This window comes from Loktanella atrilutea (assembly GCF_900128995.1).
Classification (GTDB): domain Bacteria; phylum Pseudomonadota; class Alphaproteobacteria; order Rhodobacterales; family Rhodobacteraceae; genus Loktanella; species Loktanella atrilutea.
The window spans coordinates 1-14890 of the sequence record NZ_FQUE01000005.1 but is presented as its reverse complement, the minus strand read 5'-3'; the positions used below and the strand labels follow the sequence as shown (position 1 = coordinate 14890).

13 protein-coding genes and 3 pseudogenes are annotated in these 14890 nt (G+C 66.6%); 4 read left to right on the top strand and 12 right to left on the bottom strand.

The window, feature by feature from the left end; genetic code table 11:
• Positions 1–9: 9 nt before the first annotated feature.
• Entirely contained in the window at positions 10–588 is a 579-nt protein-coding gene (locus BUA54_RS11330; RefSeq protein WP_072857384.1) for a hypothetical protein, read from the bottom strand.
• A gap of 511 nt (positions 589–1099) precedes the next feature.
• Here BUA54_RS11330 and BUA54_RS11325 point away from each other — a divergent pair.
• Entirely contained in the window at positions 1100–1840 is a 741-nt protein-coding gene (locus tag BUA54_RS11325) for an alpha/beta fold hydrolase (RefSeq protein ID WP_218588279.1), read from the top strand.
• Positions 1841–2292: 452 nt separating this feature from the next.
• Here the strand turns inward: BUA54_RS11325 and BUA54_RS11320 are convergent, their stop codons facing one another.
• Genes BUA54_RS11320 through BUA54_RS11290 form a run of 7 tightly spaced genes read right to left on the bottom strand, consistent with a single transcriptional unit; the run spans position 2293 to position 7953 of the window.
• The gene (locus BUA54_RS11320) at positions 2293–3567 is read right to left on the bottom strand and encodes an MSMEG_0569 family flavin-dependent oxidoreductase (protein ID WP_072857382.1); all 1275 of its coding nucleotides are present in this window, start codon (positions 3565–3567) and stop codon (positions 2293–2295) included.
• Entirely contained in the window at positions 3549–3827 is a 279-nt protein-coding gene (locus BUA54_RS11315) for an MSMEG_0570 family nitrogen starvation response protein (protein ID WP_072857381.1), read from the bottom strand. Before BUA54_RS11315 ends, BUA54_RS11320 begins: the two co-directional genes overlap by 19 nt.
• Entirely contained in the window at positions 3820–4794 is a 975-nt protein-coding gene (locus BUA54_RS11310; RefSeq protein WP_072857633.1) for a sll0787 family AIR synthase-like protein, read from the bottom strand. The genes BUA54_RS11315 and BUA54_RS11310 overlap by 8 nt, the downstream gene beginning before the upstream one ends.
• Positions 4791–5333 (bottom strand): MSMEG_0567/Sll0786 family nitrogen starvation N-acetyltransferase, encoded by a 543-nt coding sequence (locus BUA54_RS11305; RefSeq protein WP_072857380.1) that lies wholly within the window; start codon positions 5331–5333, stop codon positions 4791–4793. Before BUA54_RS11305 ends, BUA54_RS11310 begins: the two co-directional genes overlap by 4 nt.
• A complete protein-coding gene (locus tag BUA54_RS11300; protein ID WP_072857379.1) occupies positions 5330–6448 on the bottom strand; it encodes an MSMEG_0568 family radical SAM protein in 1119 nt (372 codons plus the stop codon). The genes BUA54_RS11305 and BUA54_RS11300 overlap by 4 nt, the downstream gene beginning before the upstream one ends.
• A gap of 1 nt (position 6449) precedes the next feature.
• Positions 6450–7415: a Nit6803 family nitrilase gene (locus BUA54_RS11295; protein ID WP_072857378.1), complete on the bottom strand. Its 966-nt coding sequence runs from the start codon at positions 7413–7415 to the stop codon at positions 6450–6452.
• A gap of 55 nt (positions 7416–7470) precedes the next feature.
• Positions 7471–7953, bottom strand: coding sequence for an MSMEG_0572/Sll0783 family nitrogen starvation response protein (locus BUA54_RS11290; RefSeq protein WP_072857377.1), 483 nt, complete (start codon positions 7951–7953; stop codon positions 7471–7473).
• A 253-nt stretch (positions 7954–8206) separates the two neighbouring features.
• Between BUA54_RS11290 and BUA54_RS11285 the strand changes: the two genes are divergently transcribed.
• Positions 8207–9568, top strand: coding sequence for an aminotransferase-like domain-containing protein (locus tag BUA54_RS11285; RefSeq protein WP_072857376.1), 1362 nt, complete (start codon positions 8207–8209; stop codon positions 9566–9568).
• Positions 9569–9621: 53 nt separating this feature from the next.
• Positions 9622–9744, top strand: a complete 123-nt coding sequence (locus BUA54_RS21750) for a hypothetical protein (protein WP_281250644.1) — start codon at positions 9622–9624, stop codon at positions 9742–9744.
• A 134-nt stretch (positions 9745–9878) separates the two neighbouring features.
• Here the strand turns inward: BUA54_RS21750 and BUA54_RS11280 are convergent.
• Positions 9879–10121, bottom strand: a pseudogene (locus BUA54_RS11280) (integrase core domain-containing protein); the annotation flags it as partial.
• Positions 10122–10230: 109 nt separating this feature from the next.
• Between BUA54_RS11280 and BUA54_RS11275 the strand changes: the two are divergent.
• Positions 10231–11211, top strand: coding sequence for an IS110 family RNA-guided transposase (locus tag BUA54_RS11275; RefSeq protein WP_143155408.1), 981 nt, complete (start codon positions 10231–10233; stop codon positions 11209–11211).
• Between the two features lie 96 nt (positions 11212–11307).
• On the opposite strand, the pseudogene BUA54_RS11270 reads toward BUA54_RS11275, so the two are convergent.
• From BUA54_RS11270 to BUA54_RS11260, 3 genes and pseudogenes are all read right to left on the bottom strand, one after another.
• Positions 11308–12386, bottom strand: a pseudogene (locus BUA54_RS11270) (IS3 family transposase).
• 114 nt (positions 12387–12500) lie between these two features.
• Complete coding sequence (gspD, locus tag BUA54_RS11265; protein WP_072857375.1) at positions 12501–14447, bottom strand: type II secretion system secretin GspD; 1947 nt, start codon at positions 14445–14447, stop codon at positions 12501–12503.
• Positions 14444–14890: pseudogene (locus BUA54_RS11260) on the bottom strand (hypothetical protein); the annotation flags it as partial. The pseudogene BUA54_RS11260 and the gene gspD, both read right to left, overlap by 4 nt.

Sequence of the window (14890 nt, the reverse complement as noted above, 5' to 3'; positions counted from 1 at the left end):
CTGGTGTGGTCAGTAACGGGCGACGACGGGCAGCAGGGCGGTCGGTCGCTTGTCGGGCGCGCACATGTCGTTGTCGGCAGGCCGCACGCCGAAATAGACACCGGCCGCATCCATCGCGAAAAGGTCGTGATCCTCGCCGCAGACCGCCACCGGACGCCATGCAGCGCAGCCCGTCACGGAAATGTCGGTCTCGATATTATAGGTCAGACCGCAGTCCGCCATCCCCATCCCCGCGATAATCGCAGGATCCTCCGTCAGCAGGGTGACGTGTTTCCAGTTCTCGTAAAAGATGGCGTCGAAGGCACCGGGAACGGTGGTGGAGGCCGCGCCGACCTCGAACGGGCCGCCGGTGCGGAACTGGAATGTCCGGAGTGTCATCTCCGGGTCCAGAGCTTGGGTGAAGATCAGGTGCCAGCGGCCGTCCGCAAAGATGAACTCGCGCGTGCCGAAGCCGCCATACCACGGTTCGGGCGCCGCGCTGCGGAACGTGCCGTGCGCGGCGGAGAGGTCTTCTGCCGTGGGGAAGTCCTGCGCCATTGCCGGAGCGGCACAGGCGAGGGCGGCCGCCAGGATCGTGGGTCGAAACATGTCCTGTCTCCTTGTCGATGTCCGAAGCCGATGGTGGCTTCGATAGGGGGACGAACGGCAAGGAGGGGTTTCTACATCCGGTGCGATCTTTTTGTCCGGGGATCGTCGGCGGCCCCCCACGTCCTGGCAGGAGACCGGCGACCGACCGCTGTGGCTGGCAATATCGCGTGAGAGGGCGAGTAGCAGACCATGCGCTGTAAAGACCGGTTGCGACCGCAGGTGCCTCGATGCGCGGCAATGACTGCTTTGCAGAAACTGACTGGCGGGTTGCGGCCAACTCTAAACGACTGCTTTGAGCCGTCCTTGACTGCGGCGAGACGACCGCACAGGGGGCAGGAATTGATATCTGCTGCGCCGGGGCGTCGGTGGCGGCGATGCGCAGGAGGACCGGAAGATGCGTGTCCGCTGCACGGCGCCGTCGGCTACCAGCACCACTGGCGGAACCAGTTCCGCTGCCGAGCGTTCCTTTAACATGGAATTGAATTGCGAACGTCACGGTGCAGGACCACCCTTGCTCCTGGTTCACGGGCTGGGTGGAAGCGTCCGGTCCTGGGACAGCATCCTGCCGATGCTTGCTCGCGGACGCGAGGTCGTATTGGTCGATCTGCCTGGGCACGGGGCATCTCCGGCGCTTCCGGGGCGCCAGACGATTGCCGCCTATGCGGACGCGCTCGAGCACTTCATCGACCGGAACGGGCTCGCCGGCGTCGATACCGTCGGCAGCTCTGTCGGCGCGCGGCTGGTGCTGGAACTGGCACGTCGCGGCATCGGCGGCCACACGGTCGCTTTTGATCCGGGCGGTTTCTGGCGCGGCTGGGAGACGGCGTGGTTCCGCTCCACGCTTGCCGCCTCGGTCCGGCTGGTGCGCCTCCTGCGGCGGCGCATTCCGGCGCTCTCGCACAGCCGCGCCGTGCGGGCCGTTCTGCTCGCGCAACTGTCGGCGAGGCCCGGCGCCCTCGATCCGATGCTGGTCCGGAACGAGCTGACGGCCATAGCCGAGACAGACGTTTTCGACGCGATGCTGCGCGAACTGGCGCGTGGTCCGTTGCAGCAGGGGACCGCCACGCCTCCGGGCCGCGTGACGATTGGCTGGGGACGTCAGGACCGTCTCCTGCTGCCACGTCAGGCGGAGCGTGCGCAAGCGGCCTTCCCCACCGCGCGGTTGCATTGGTTCGAGCGGTGCGGCCACTTTCCGCAATGGGACCGCCCGAAGGAGGCCGCAGAGGTCATCATGCAAACGATGGCGAGATAAGGCGCTGATAAAGGACGTGATGTCTCACACGCGGTCCAGCTCCTCGAGAAACTGCATGATGAGATGGCGATAACTTGAGCAGATGCTTCCTTTGTCCGCTCCGCCGACCTTCACCTTCGAAAATGCTGCGCGAGGGATGAATGGCCGATATCGTGAAGCTGCACCGCAGCATTCGACCATCAAGCCAATGGCAGGTCTGGGCCGTAAGGGGACCTTGATCCAATCATTCGTTGGAATCCTGTTTGCATGGGCTGCCGTGAAGGATCACTTTCGTACCCCGACTGCTTCTGAAGAAGATGAATTCTGCTGGGACGCGATCATGGGGAGCAGCGTTTGACTCCGGGAGGCGAAGCGAATCTTTAAATATTCTACAGTTGTTTGCTTGGAAACTGCAGTCTCAGCATAGTCCGTACACCATCAGATGCTTTCCGCCAGGCGGCAGGCATAAACGGCTACCCGGAGCCTACGCGCCGTATGGTTGCCCGTTCCGCGATAGCCCGCACGACGTGTTCCGCATCCTCCGCCACGCCGAGGAAGCGACCCGATCCCCAGGTATGCAGCCAGCCGAGGCCGAGGAAATAGACACCCTCCGCCGCGCAGATGCCCCGCCGGTGGATCGGCCGCCCCCGGTCGTCGAGGCAGTCGACGCGTAGCCAGTCGTAGTTCGGCCGGAAGCCGATGCACCACAGGATTGAGGTGATGCCCTCTGCCGCCGCGTCGATCTCGATCTCTTCCGTCTCGGGCCGCCAGACCTTCTCGAACGGCGGCTCCTCGGGCGCGTCGATCCCTTCCTTCGCGATGTAGTCGTCGATCATCTGGCGAATCCCGAGGTAGCTCTTGTCGGCGGCATCGAGGTTCGCCTCCAGGTCCGGCAGGAAGCGGATCGTGGTTCCCTCCATGTCCGCCACGGAGCCGTACATCCGCAGCCCGTCGCGGGCGAAGCGGCGCAGGTCGATCTCGTGCCCGCCGTCGCGGCCCGACATGTAGTGGTTTGTCTTGGCCTCGGTCGATTTCGGGTCGGGCTGCTGATCGATGGTGATGGCGTAATATCCCAGCGCGTGCAGCCAGTCGGTCGCGTCGCGCCCGCGATACCAGCGCGGGCTGCGCGGGGCCGGGCCGACGGCGAGGCGCACGTCGCGCCCGGCGATCCACAGATCCTCCATCATCTGCACGCCCGATTGCCCGGTGCCGACGACGAGGCAGGTGCCGTCGGGAATGTCGGACGGGCGGCGGTAGGCCTTGGAATGGATCTGCGCGATGGCGGGATCGAGCCGGCCCGCGAAGGGCGGCGTGATGGGCCGGTCGTAGCCGCCGGAGGCGACGATGACGTGATCGGCGGACCACAGGCCCCGGTCGGTGTCGACCTCGAACCGCTCGCCCACCTTCTCGACCCGCGTCACGGTCACGCCCTCGCGCAGGGGGGCATCGAAGGTCGCGCAGAAGCCCTCGACGTAGTCGACGATCTGATCCTTCAGCATGAACCCGGTCGGGTCGTCGCCCCGGTAGGGGTAGTCCGGCAGCTTGCACTGCCAGTTCGGGGTCACGAGGCAGAAGCTGTCCCAGCGGTCGGCCTTCCAGGCATGGAACCGCGCGTGCCGTTCCAGCACGACGTGGTCGATTCCCGCCTGGCACAGGTAGTAGGACGCCGACATGCCCGCTTGCCCCGCGCCGACGACGACGGTGGTGACATGGGTGCGGGCGGCGGGCTTCAACGGATGGACAGGCATGTGACATGCTCCTGTGGCTGGTAGCGGGCGACGCGGGCGGCGATCTGCGCGGCCTGCGCATCGGCGGAGGAACAGCGGAAGCCGTATTTGGCGGCGACCCGTTCGGCGGCGAGGTCGAGGGCGGTGCGCGCGCGGTCGTGGAAGTCGGCGACGCTGTAGGTCTGTCCTGCGGTCAGGTGGTCGTGAATGACGGTGGAGGGGGAATAGCAGGCCTCCTCCGTCCCGTCGGGCCAGCGGATGCGGAAGGTGACTTCAGGCACAGGCAGGCTCCCTGACGGGGGCGAGGCCGAGGTAGGGCCGCGCGCCGTGGTCCCAGACGAGGTGCCGGTCCGTGCCATCCGTCAGCGTCACGGCGCTGCCCGGCGCGACCTCACCGATGACGGCGGCGGCGATCTCGCGGGCGTGGAAGCGGGCGAGGACCTCCGGCGCGTCCCCGGGCGTCGCGGTCAGCAGGAAGCCGAAGCTGGGGAAGGCCGTCATCCAGCGGCTCAGATCGCCGTCCGGTGCGGCGATCCGCGCGGGGTCGATGGCGATGCCCACGCCGGAACACTCCGCCAGCATGACGGCGGTGCCTATGATGCCGCCCTGACTGATGTCCTTGCCCGCGGTGACGAGGCCGTCTTCGGCCAGTCCCGGCAGGATCTCCATGTCGCCGCGCAGGCGAGCGTGGGGGGCGTTCAGGAAGGCGGGGAAGTTGCTGCTGCTGCCGGCATAATCGCCGCGCAAGTCGGCGGCCGCGATCAGCACGTCGCCGGGGCGGGCGTCGAAGCTGGTGATGAGGGCCTTCGCCCGCCCCCAGATCGCGGCGGCGAGTTGCGGCTGGGCTGTGCGCAGGTTGGTGTGGCCACCGACGATGGGGATGCCGTAGGCCTCCGACGCCTCCCTCATCCCGCGCAGGATCTCGGCCGCCGTCGCGGCGTCGGGGGCCCAGAGTGCGTTGGTGACGGCCGTGGGTCGGCCACCCATGGCGAGGATGTCGGACATGTTCACCATGACCGCGCACCAGCCCGCGAACCACGGCGCAGCGGCCACGAAGTCGTTCATGAAGCCTTCGGTCGCCATCAGCTGCCAACCGTCGCCGTCGCGGATCGCGGCGGCATCGTCGCCGGGGCGGCCCGCGCTGTCCTGCGTCAGACCCAGCGCCGCACAGGCCACGTCGATGTCGCGCTTGCCCGTGACATGGGGGTGCGCGGCGAGCGTGGCAGCTAGGGCGGCGAGGTCGGTCATGCCGCGCGCCGGGTCAGCGCCATCCACCCCCGCGCGGGGTCGGCGACGGGGGGATAGGCGGCCAGGTCCGCCTGCATCTTCATGTGCGGATGGCCGTGCAGGTCCTGCTGGCCCAAGGGCTGCCAGTTCAGCCGCTCGAACAGGGCGACGTTCTGCATCTGGACGTGGGCGAGGAAGGTTGTGCATCCCTGCGCATGGGCGGTGCCGACGGCGAGGCGGATCAGCTCCGCCCCCAGCCGCCCGACGCGGCGATAGGCGGGGGCCACGGCCAGCCGCCCGCCCCACCAAACGCCGGGGGTTTCCTCGTGGATGCGCACGGTGCCCACGACCTCATCCGCCTCGGAGGCCATGGTGGACAGGGCGACCAGCGGCAGGGCGACCCGGTCGATGGCGTCCCGGTCGTGGGTGGCGAAGATGCCCTGTTCGGTGACGAAGGTCCGGTGCCGCAGGGACGCGGCTCCCCCGATCTCCCACGCCTGCGTGGCCAGGCGGATCAGGAACTCCGGCGTGACGAAGGCTTCGGGGCGTTCGATGATCATGACGCGGGCTCCAGCGCGGGGCGCTTGAACTTTTCGAAGGCCGACAGGGCCGAGCAGGCCCCGCAGCGGCCGCAGCCGGCCTTGATGTCCTCGGCCCGCATGCCCCGGTCGACGATCATCTGCGCGAGCGGCGCCAGCACGCGGTGCATGAAAGCCGAGGACGGCGCGGGATGACTTTCCAGCGGCGTGCCGCTGACGGGGACGAAGGGCACGACGAAGGGATAGACGCCGATCGCCGTCAGCCGGTCGCACATCGCGAGGATCGCCTCCTCCGTGTCGCCCAGCCCCGCGAGGATATAGGTCGAGACCTGCCCCCAGCCGAAGACCTCCACCGCGGCGGCGAAGCTGTCGAAGTATTTCTCTAGCGGGACCTGCGCCTTGCCCGGCATGATCCGGTGGCGCAGCTCCGGCGTCACGACCTCGAGGTGCATGCCGAGGCTGTCGATGCCCGCGTCCTTCATCCGGCGGTGCCAGGCGTCGTCCTCGGGCGGCTCGCATTGCGCCTGAAGCGGCAGGTCGACGGCGGCGCGGATCGCCTCGGCGCTGTCGGCCAGCACCTTCGCGCCGCGATCCTTGCCGGCGGGGGTGCCGGTCGTCATCACCATGTGCCTGACCCCGTCGAGCAGCACGGCGGCGCGGGCGACCTCGGCCAGTTGCGCGGGCGACTTGTGGGCGATGGTGCGGCCGGCGGCGAGGCTCTGGCCGATGGCACAGAACTGGCAGGTCTTCTTGCGGCTCTCATACCGGATGCAGGTCTGCAGCACCGTCGTCGCCAGCACGTCCTTGGCATGCAGCTGCGCGATATGGCCGTAAGGCACCCCGTCGGCGGTGGAGAGGTCGAGGAACTTCGCCCGCTGCGGGAACTGCACGTCGGCGAAGAACGCGCCGTCCTTGGTCACCCGCGCGCGGCCCTCGGCGTCGGGCGCCTCCACCAGATAGGGCGAGTCGAAGGCCGTCGCGGTATGGACCGGCACCATGACGGTCAGCCCGCCGATGGTGACGGCCTTGTGGTCGGTCGGCCCCGCGCCGCCGCGCCGGCTGTCCGCCCCGGCGCGCGGATCGACAAGGCGCATGCCGCGGGTCTGCAGGTCGTTGATGATGTCGCCGGTCTGCATGTCAGTCCTCCAGGGGAATGGGCTGGAATTCGGGGCCGGCGGCAGAGACGTGCCGCGTCGGCGTGAGGTCGGTGTTGTGCCTGAGCGAGAGGAGTTCGGGCCGCGCGTAATGGCCGACCGAGTCCATCATCCGCTTGCGCTTCGTCACCAGCGCCATGTCGAGGTCACCGTAGAGGATGCCTTCGCCACTGGTCAGCGGCGGGACGACATGGCGTCCCTCCGGCGTCACGATGCAGGTCATGCAGCCGTCGCGCAGGGCCTTCTGCAGGGCGGGATCGGGCGTCACGCTCTCGATCTGCTCGTCGGTCAGCCAGCCGGTCGCATTGACGACGAAGCAGCCCGATTCCAGCGCATGATGCCGCATCGTCACCTCGATCTGCTCGGCGAAGATCGGCCCGACGAGGGAGCCGGGGAACTGCGCCACGTGGATCTCCTCGTGCTGGGTCATCAGCGCGTAGCGGGCGAGCGGGTTGTAGTGTTCCCAGCAGGCCAGCGCGCCGACGCGGCCGACGCGCGTGTCCACGACCTTCAGCCCCGCGCCGTCGCCCTGACCCCAGACCATGCGTTCGTGATAGGTCGGGGTGATCTTGCGCCGCTTCAGCAGCAGCGTGCCGTCTGCGTCGAAGACCAGCTGCGCGTTGTAGAGCGATCCGTGGTCGCGTTCGTTGACCCCCAGCCCCACGACGACACCGTGATGCGCGCAGCGTTCGGCGACGCGGCGGGTGTCCTCGGACGGCACGGTGACCGCCTGCTCGTAGAGGTGCAGGTGCGGCTTGCCCTGCTGGCAGGGCGGCAGCACGAAGGAGAAGTAGGGATAGAACGGCACGAAGGTCTCGGGAAAGACGATCAGGTCCGCGCCGTGGCCCGCCGCCTCGTCGATGGCGTCGAGCACGCGGGCCATCGTCTTGTCGCGGCTGGCGAGGTCCGGCGCGATCTGGACGGCGGCGGCCTTGACGGTGCGGGTCATGGGGGTCCTCCGAAAGCGGGATGCCGGGGCCAGCGTCGGCCCCGGCGGGGAATGCCTACAGCGTCCAGGTGTCGACGATCACGGCGTTGTCGCGGACGTGCAGCAGCTTCAGGTCCAGCACGTCCTGCGGCGCGATCGGAATGATGCCGGGCAGAAGTGCTGCCTCGCCGTGGCCGTAGAGTGCCTGCAGGGCGAAGCGGCAGGCGTAAATCTTGCTGCCCTCGGCCATGAACTTCTTGAGGTTGTCGGCGAAGTTCTGGTGCCCCGGGAAGGCCGCGTCGCCCAGCGTCGGAAAGCCGCGCTGGATGCCCAGCGTGACACCGGGACCGTAGAGCAGGATCGACGTCTCGAATCCCTTGCGAGCCAGACGGATCGCGTTGAGCATGTTGACGAGGCCGATCGACCCCTCGAAGGCGACGGTGTGGAAGGTGACCAGCGCCTTCTGGCCCGGTTCCGCCTTCACGTCCTCGAAGACCTTGTCCTCGTAATCGACGAAGAAGTCGCCGTCCTTGTGCTTTTCCTGCGTGACTGCCGGCATTGTGATCGCTCCCCTGTGTGTGGCGGGCCTCTGGTGGCCTTGCGGTGTGGGATGACGATGCGACGCCCGTCCGGATCCAATCAATGTTGCGACTAATTTTGCAGTCAATTTAAATGGTGCGACGTGGAAATTTGCCCGGCCGACGCCACAGCCGCTTGTTTTGACGGCGCGCGGCAAACGATTTCTATTCGGCCGGCCAGAATATCCAGACAAAGCGCTTCAATTTCGCCAGAATCGCGTCTAGGACGTCTGCATGAGAGACTGGATGCCCACCCTGCGCCGCGACGGTGCCGCGCGCTACCTTCAATTGGCCGATGCCATCGCGGAAGGGATCAACGCCGGCACCCTGCGCGACGGCGCGCGCCTGCCGCCGCAGCGGGTGCTGGCCGACCGGCTTGGCATCGACTTCACCACCGTCTCGCGCGGTTACGCCGAGGCGAAGGCGCGCGGGCTGGTCGACAGCCACGTCGGGCGCGGCACCTTCGTCGTCGGGCGCAAACCGGTCCCGGCCGAGCAGGAGCTGCGCCGCCACGCCGACGTCGACCTGACCATGAACCTGCCGCCGGAGCCATCCGACCCGGCGCTGTTGTCACGGATGGAAGCGGGGTTGCAGACCGTCTCCGCCAACCTGATCGACCTTCTGCGCTATCAGTCCTCCACCGGCGGGCAGATCGACAAGGAGGCGGCGTCGATCTGGCTCTCGCTCCGCGGCCTCGTCCCGTCGCTCGACCGGATCGCGGTGACGCCCGGCGCCCACCCCACGATCCTCGCCATCCTGATGGGCCTTGCGCAGCCCGGCGACGTGGTGCTGTGCGAAGGCATCACCTACGCCGGCCTGCGCGGCATCTGCGCCCGCCTCGGCCTGCGCCTGATCGGCCTGCCGGGCGATGCGGAGGGAATCGACCCGCAGGCACTTGATGCGGCGATCAGGCAGCACGCGCCCAAGGCGCTCTACCTCAACCCGATCCTGAACAACCCCACGACGCGCACCATGTCGCTGGCGCGGCGGCAGGCGGTGGCGGATGTCATCCTCGACCACCACCTGCCGCTGATCGAGGATGACGCCTACGGCTTCATCCCGCCGCATCCGCCCGCCCCGCTGGCGAGCTTTGCGCCGGATCTGGTCTGGCACATCGGCGGGCTGGCGAAATGCATCGGAGCGGGGCTGCGGCTGGCCTATACGGTGGCCCCCACCAGCCACGCCGCCCGCGACCTCGCGCATCAGCTCAAGGTGATCTCGGTCATGCCCTCGCCGCTGATGATGGCGCTGGCGACCCGCTGGATCACCGACGGCACGGCCGACGGCATCCGCCGCTTCATCCGCGAGGAGACCCAGGCCCGCCAGGCCATCGCGGCGCAGCTGCTGGCCCCCTTCACCTACGAGGCCGCGCCGCACGCCTTCAACGTCTGGCTGCACCTGCCCAAGGGCGCCACCCGCGCCGACATCATCGGCCGGATGGCCGGCACCGGGCTCGGCATGATGCCCTCGGACGCCTTCACCGTGCTGGGCCCGCCGGCGGAATCGATCCGCGTCTGCTTCGGCGGTCAGATCACCCGCGGCCAGCTGCGCGATGCGGTCGGGCTGCTGGCCTACATCATGTCCAACCCGGTGTGACGATCCGGACGGGCAGTCATCATTGAAACAGACAAAAGACTGAAAGGCATACCATGAAGAAGATCGACGTTGACGAAGATACCAAGCGCTCGAAATTCCTGATTAAGGCGATGATCGTTCAGGTCGTCGTCGTGCTGATCCTGACCTTCATCTATATCAAGTGGCTGGCTTCCTGACTGCAGCAAGAATTTCGTTGCTGCGCGGACTCCACAAAAATGGCGATTGGGCGGCGAACGAACGAGAGGATCTGCGTCAGTTCAAATTGCGGCACTTAACAAGCTGCATGACCTGCCCCCCGTTGGTCCCTCGATCATAACGAGAGTCTGCCGGTTTGAGATTGGTAGTCGGCGGGTGGTTTCATGGCAAGCGCGCCGGGCGCTGAGCCATCAGGGAGCGCAAGCGTTCGGCGCGCTTCGAGCGGCGTCAGGTTGCCAAGTGAGGAGTGCGGCCTGACAGCGTTGTAGTCGTAGCGCCAGAGGGCGATCTTCCGGCGCGCGTCGTCCAGGGTGTCGAAGATCTCCTCGTTGAGCAGCTCGTCGCGCAGGCTGCCGTTGATGGGGAAGACGGCCCCGCTCCTGATCAGGGACCGTATATTGGTCCTACTTTGCAGAAGGAGTATTCCCATGAACCCAGCCACCGTGGGCCTTGATCTGGCCTAGAACGTGTTTCACGTGCATGTCGCCGACGCGTCCGGCAGAACGCTCGACAGCAAGCGGCTAACGCGTCGTGAGCTTCTACCTTTCTTCGAGTCGCTACCCTCTTGCCTGATCGGCATCGAGGCGTGTGCGACTGCCCACAACTGGGCCCGTCAGTTGCAGAAGCTCGGCCATGACGTGCGCCTCATACCTCCAGGTTATGTCAAACCGTTTGTGCGGCGGGGGGCGAAGAACGACGCCACTGATGCGGCCGCCATTTGTGAAGCAGTGACCCGTCCCAACATGCGCTTTGTCCCGATCAAATCGCGTGAGGATCAGGCATTTTTGATGCTGCACAGAGCCCGAGGGCTTCTGGTCCGACAGAGAACGATGGCGGCTTGCGCATTTCGGGCACATTTGGCCGAGTATGGCATTATCGTTGCTCAGGGTAGGCACCGGGTCGACGCTCTCGTCGAGAAGCTGGACGAGCTACGGCAGGAGCTGCCAGAGGATGCGAACTTCGCTTTGAATGCTCTCGTCGGGCAACTGGATGCATTGAACCGGCAGATCGACGGGATCGACACCCGGTTGGCAGAGATCCACAAAGCCAATTCGACCTGTCGCTTGCTTACCACCATACCGGGAATAGGATCAATTACCGCGACGGCATTTGCAGCGACCATCCCGGACCCTTCGGCGTTTCGGTCGGGGCGGGAGTTTGCTGCCTGGCTTGGACTGACGCCGCGACAAAACTCGTCGGGAGGCAAGCACAGGCTTGGTGGCATCACCAAACAAGGAGACCGGTATCTCCGCCATCTCTTGGTCTTGGGAGCCCGCACCGTGGTCCGGTATCCGAAGGCCCGCTTCCGTGTAGATGGTCCGTGGATTGAGGCTTTGCTGGAACGGCGCCGACCCATGGTCGTGGCGGTCGCGGTCGCAAACAAGTTGGCGCGGACGATATGGGCAATGCTCTCCACGGGAGAGGTATTCCGGAGCGCTCAGCCATAAAGGATCGACAAACGAAGAGGCAGTGAGATGGCACAAGTGCAATAACAGCGTGATGACAAATCGGCAGAGCTGAGGATCGAGAAAGCCCGAAGAGCTTTAAGCGCGCCAAAGCGCGTCCCGTTGATGAGGCCTCGATCCGCGGACACCATCAGGGCCAGCAGTCATGTATGAGGCTGCGCGAACAGGCCGAATACATGAACGCACCCGCCGATGAAGGTCACGTTCAAAACACTTGCGCCCGCGGGGCCGTCTATACATGAAGCTTTCGATGAAGGCATTCTGCTGCGGCTTGCCGGGATCGATGTAATGCCAGGCAACGTCGTTCTGATCGGCCCACTTCAGGATGGCCCGGCTGGTGAACTCCGTCCCATTGTCACTGACGATGCAAGCCGGCTTTCCATAGGTCCTGACCAGCGCATCCAGTTCGCGGCCACCCTCGCGCCCGAGATGCTGGTGTCGGCGACCAGACACAGGTTCTCGCGGCAGCAATCGTCGATCACCGCCAGGATCCGGAACTTGCGCGACGCCCCGAACGTGTCCGCCACGAAGTCCAACGACCAGCGCTGGTTCGGCATTATGGCCAAGGGCATCGGTGTGCGCGTGCCGCGGGCCCGTTTGCGGCCGCGCCTGCGCCGCACCGACAGCCCTTCGTCGCGGGAGAGCCGATACAGCTTCTTCGGGTTCATCAGCATGCCCCTGCGCTCCAGCAGCAGCCCGATGCGCCGATAGCCGAACCGCCGGCGCACGGCGGCGATTTCCTGCATCGCTGTGCGGATCTCCAGATTGTCGGGCGACCGCTCGCGCCGCACCGTCTTCGGATCGACGACCTGTCAGAACGCAGGCCCGGCGTTGCGAGATGTCATGGTCTCGCACCGCCCTCAGCACCGCGTCCCGCCGCGCGTTCGGTGTCGTCAGGGCTTTCCCAAGAGATCCTTCAGCACGACATTGTCGAGCATGGCCTCCGCCAGGAGCCGCTTCAGCTTGCCATTCTCGTACTCCAGCGCCCTCAGCCTCTGGGCATCGGACACGTCCATGCCCCCATACTTGGCCTTGAGCTTGTAGAACGTGGCCGGGCTGAGACCGTGGCGGCGACAGACCTCCGCCGTCGCCATTCCGGCTTCTTGCTCCTTGATCATCCCAATGATCTGCGCCTCGGTGAAGCGGCGTTTCCTCATGTCGTCTGCTCCTTCGTGATGAAGCAAACTCTACATTAAAGCGAGGGACATTCCGGGGGGCAGGTCACGCGGCATCGGCCAGAGCCGCGCCGGAAGTTGGGTCACGTCAGGTTGTCAGTAAAGCCCCTGGATTTCCAGCGGCAGCTGGCGGACTTCCTGCTGTCTCAGGATCGTGCGGGGGACGGCGGTGGCGTCGGCCTGGCGCAGGCGCGTCAGGCGGTTCGCGCTCGCGGCCTCGATGTCGTGGCGGTCGCGCAGGATCGTGGGACGCAGGAAGACGAAGAGCGTGCGGCGCGTCTCGCGCGCGTCGCGGGACTTGAAGAGATTGCCGACCACGGGGATGTCGCCGAGCCCCGGAACCTTCTGTTCGCTGCTCAGACGGTCGTCAGTGATCAGCCCGCCCAGCACCACCGTCCCGCCGTTGTCGGCCATCACGGTCGTGTTGATGACCCGCCGGTTGGTCACCAGATCTGCGGCGCCTTCGACGTTGCCGTTCACCAGGCTGGAGATTTCCTGTTCGATCACCAGCTGCACGACGCCGCCGGCGGTGATGCGCGGCACGACGTTCATGGTGATGCCGACGTCCTGCCGTTCGATGGTGGTAAAGGGCGTGACCGTGTTGCCGTCGGTGGCGAAGCTGCCGGTGCGGAACGGCACGTTCTGGCCCACGACGATGGTCGCCGGTTCGTTGTCGAGTGTCGAGACCGAGGGCGTGGACAGCAGCCGCGCGCGGGTCGAATTGGACAGCGCCTGCACCAGCAGGCCGAAGTCGTTGTTGCTGGCCGCCAGCGTCGCCCCGGTCGACAGCGCAACCGAGGCAGGTGCCCCCACCGCGGCAAGGACGCCCTGCAGGGACACGCCGCCGTTGCTGAACGATGTGGCCCCCAGTGCCCCCCGTGCCTGCGCTACACCGAAGCCAAGCTGCGCGCCCAGCCGTTCGGCCACGTCGCCCGAGACCTCGACGATCGCGGCTTCTATCATCACCTGGGGCCGCCGCACGTCGAGCGCGTGGATCAGCTGGTCGATCTCGTCCAGTTGCGTCTGCGTGCCGCGCACGATGACGGAATTCGTTTCCACCGAGGGTGTGATCGTCGCGGTGGGAGTCGCCGCATCCCGGGTGATCGGCGTGTAGAATCCGGCGATGGGATTGCCGTCCGCATCGACCGCGTTGGGATCGACGGCCCCGACGTCGGCGGCGACCGGATTGGTGATGCTGGTTCCATCGCCCACGGTCCCGCGAATGATCTCGGCGATGATCGCGGCATCGCCGTATTGCAGGGCGAAGACGCGGGTGCTGACCTGCGCGCCAGGGGCCGTCGGCGCACGGACATCCATGGACTGGGCAAGCTGGCGGATCTCCTCGATGTCCTGCGGTGTGCCGCGCACCAAGAGCACGTTGGCGCCCGCATCGACACTCAACCGGGCACCGGTGCCCGCCGGTCCCAGCACATCGAGGATGGCCTGACCGATGGAGGCCGCCTCGGCGTTGCGGATGCGGATGACCTCCGCGCGGACCTGGGCGTCGCCGTCGAAGGCGTTGGCGATCTGCATGATCCGGTCGACGTTGGCGCGGGTGTCGGTGATGATGATCGCGTTGGGATCCTCCACCGCCTCCAGGTAGCCGCTTTCGGCGACGAGCGGCCGCAGCACGCGCACCGCCTCGGCCGAGGGCAGCCGGTCGAGGCGCAGCATCTCGGTCACCACGTCCTGCTGGCCGACGGGGGTGGTGTCGGTGGGGCCGCTGACCGCGCGCTGCTCGGCCTCGGGCACGACCTGCCAGACGGTGCCGGCCTGCACGGCGACGAAGCCGCGCGAGCGCAGGATCGACTGGAACAGCGCCCAGATGCCGGGCGCGTCCAGCGCCTCGGCCGAGACGACGGTGACCGTGCCGGTCAGGCCCGGGTCCAGGATCAGGGTGCGCTTGGTGATGTCGGTGACCTGCTCGGCCAGCACCGCGATCTCGGCGTCGCGCAGGTTGATCGTATACGTGCTGTCTTGCGCCCGCAGGGGCGCGGCGGCGATCAGCAGCACCATGAGCGCGATGATGACCCGACGCATCATTGCAGCGGAAATGACAAAACGATGGACCGGCCTTCGCGTTCGATCTCGACTCGCGCCAACCCGCTGTTCGCGACCTCGTCATAGAGGGCGCGATCGCTGTCGACGTTGCCGACGGGCTGACCGTTGACAGATTTCACCAGATCTCCTGCCTGCAATCCTGCGCGGGTGACCCCGCTGTCGTGGTTTTCCGTGATCGTATAGCCGCCAGGGCTCGGAACCAAACCTATTTCGTCCAGCACCTGCATCGGATTGGCCCTAATTCGTTCGCGCCACAGATCGATGTAATCCTGCGTCGTGACCGGCGGCGGTGGTGGCGGCGGCTCGACGTAGTCTTCCGTCGCCGGCGGGGCGAGCGCCGCTGCAAGCAGGCTTTCCATGCTGTCGGGACTGTCAGTGGCGGTTTCTTCCCCGCCGACGGCAGCCAGATCGGCATTCGGAAAGCC

Coding starts and splice junctions, on each gene's coding strand:
- BUA54_RS11295 (WP_072857378.1), bottom strand. CDS start 7,415: ATGACCCGCACCGTCAAGGCCGCCGCCGTCCAGATCGCGCCGGACCTC.
- BUA54_RS11290 (WP_072857377.1), bottom strand. CDS start 7,953: ATGCCGGCAGTCACGCAGGAAAAGCACAAGGACGGCGACTTCTTCGTC.
- BUA54_RS11305 (WP_072857380.1), bottom strand. CDS start 5,333: ATGATCATCGAACGCCCCGAAGCCTTCGTCACGCCGGAGTTCCTGATC.
- BUA54_RS21750 (WP_281250644.1), top strand. CDS start 9,622: ATGAAGAAGATCGACGTTGACGAAGATACCAAGCGCTCGAAATTCCTG.
- BUA54_RS11310 (WP_072857633.1), bottom strand. CDS start 4,794: ATGACCGACCTCGCCGCCCTAGCTGCCACGCTCGCCGCGCACCCCCAT.
- BUA54_RS11320 (WP_072857382.1), bottom strand. CDS start 3,567: ATGCCTGTCCATCCGTTGAAGCCCGCCGCCCGCACCCATGTCACCACC.
- BUA54_RS11300 (WP_072857379.1), bottom strand. CDS start 6,448: ATGCAGACCGGCGACATCATCAACGACCTGCAGACCCGCGGCATGCGC.
- BUA54_RS11285 (WP_072857376.1), top strand. CDS start 8,207: ATGAGAGACTGGATGCCCACCCTGCGCCGCGACGGTGCCGCGCGCTAC.
- BUA54_RS11330 (WP_072857384.1), bottom strand. CDS start 588: ATGTTTCGACCCACGATCCTGGCGGCCGCCCTCGCCTGTGCCGCTCCG.
- gspD (WP_072857375.1), bottom strand. CDS start 14,447: ATGATGCGTCGGGTCATCATCGCGCTCATGGTGCTGCTGATCGCCGCC.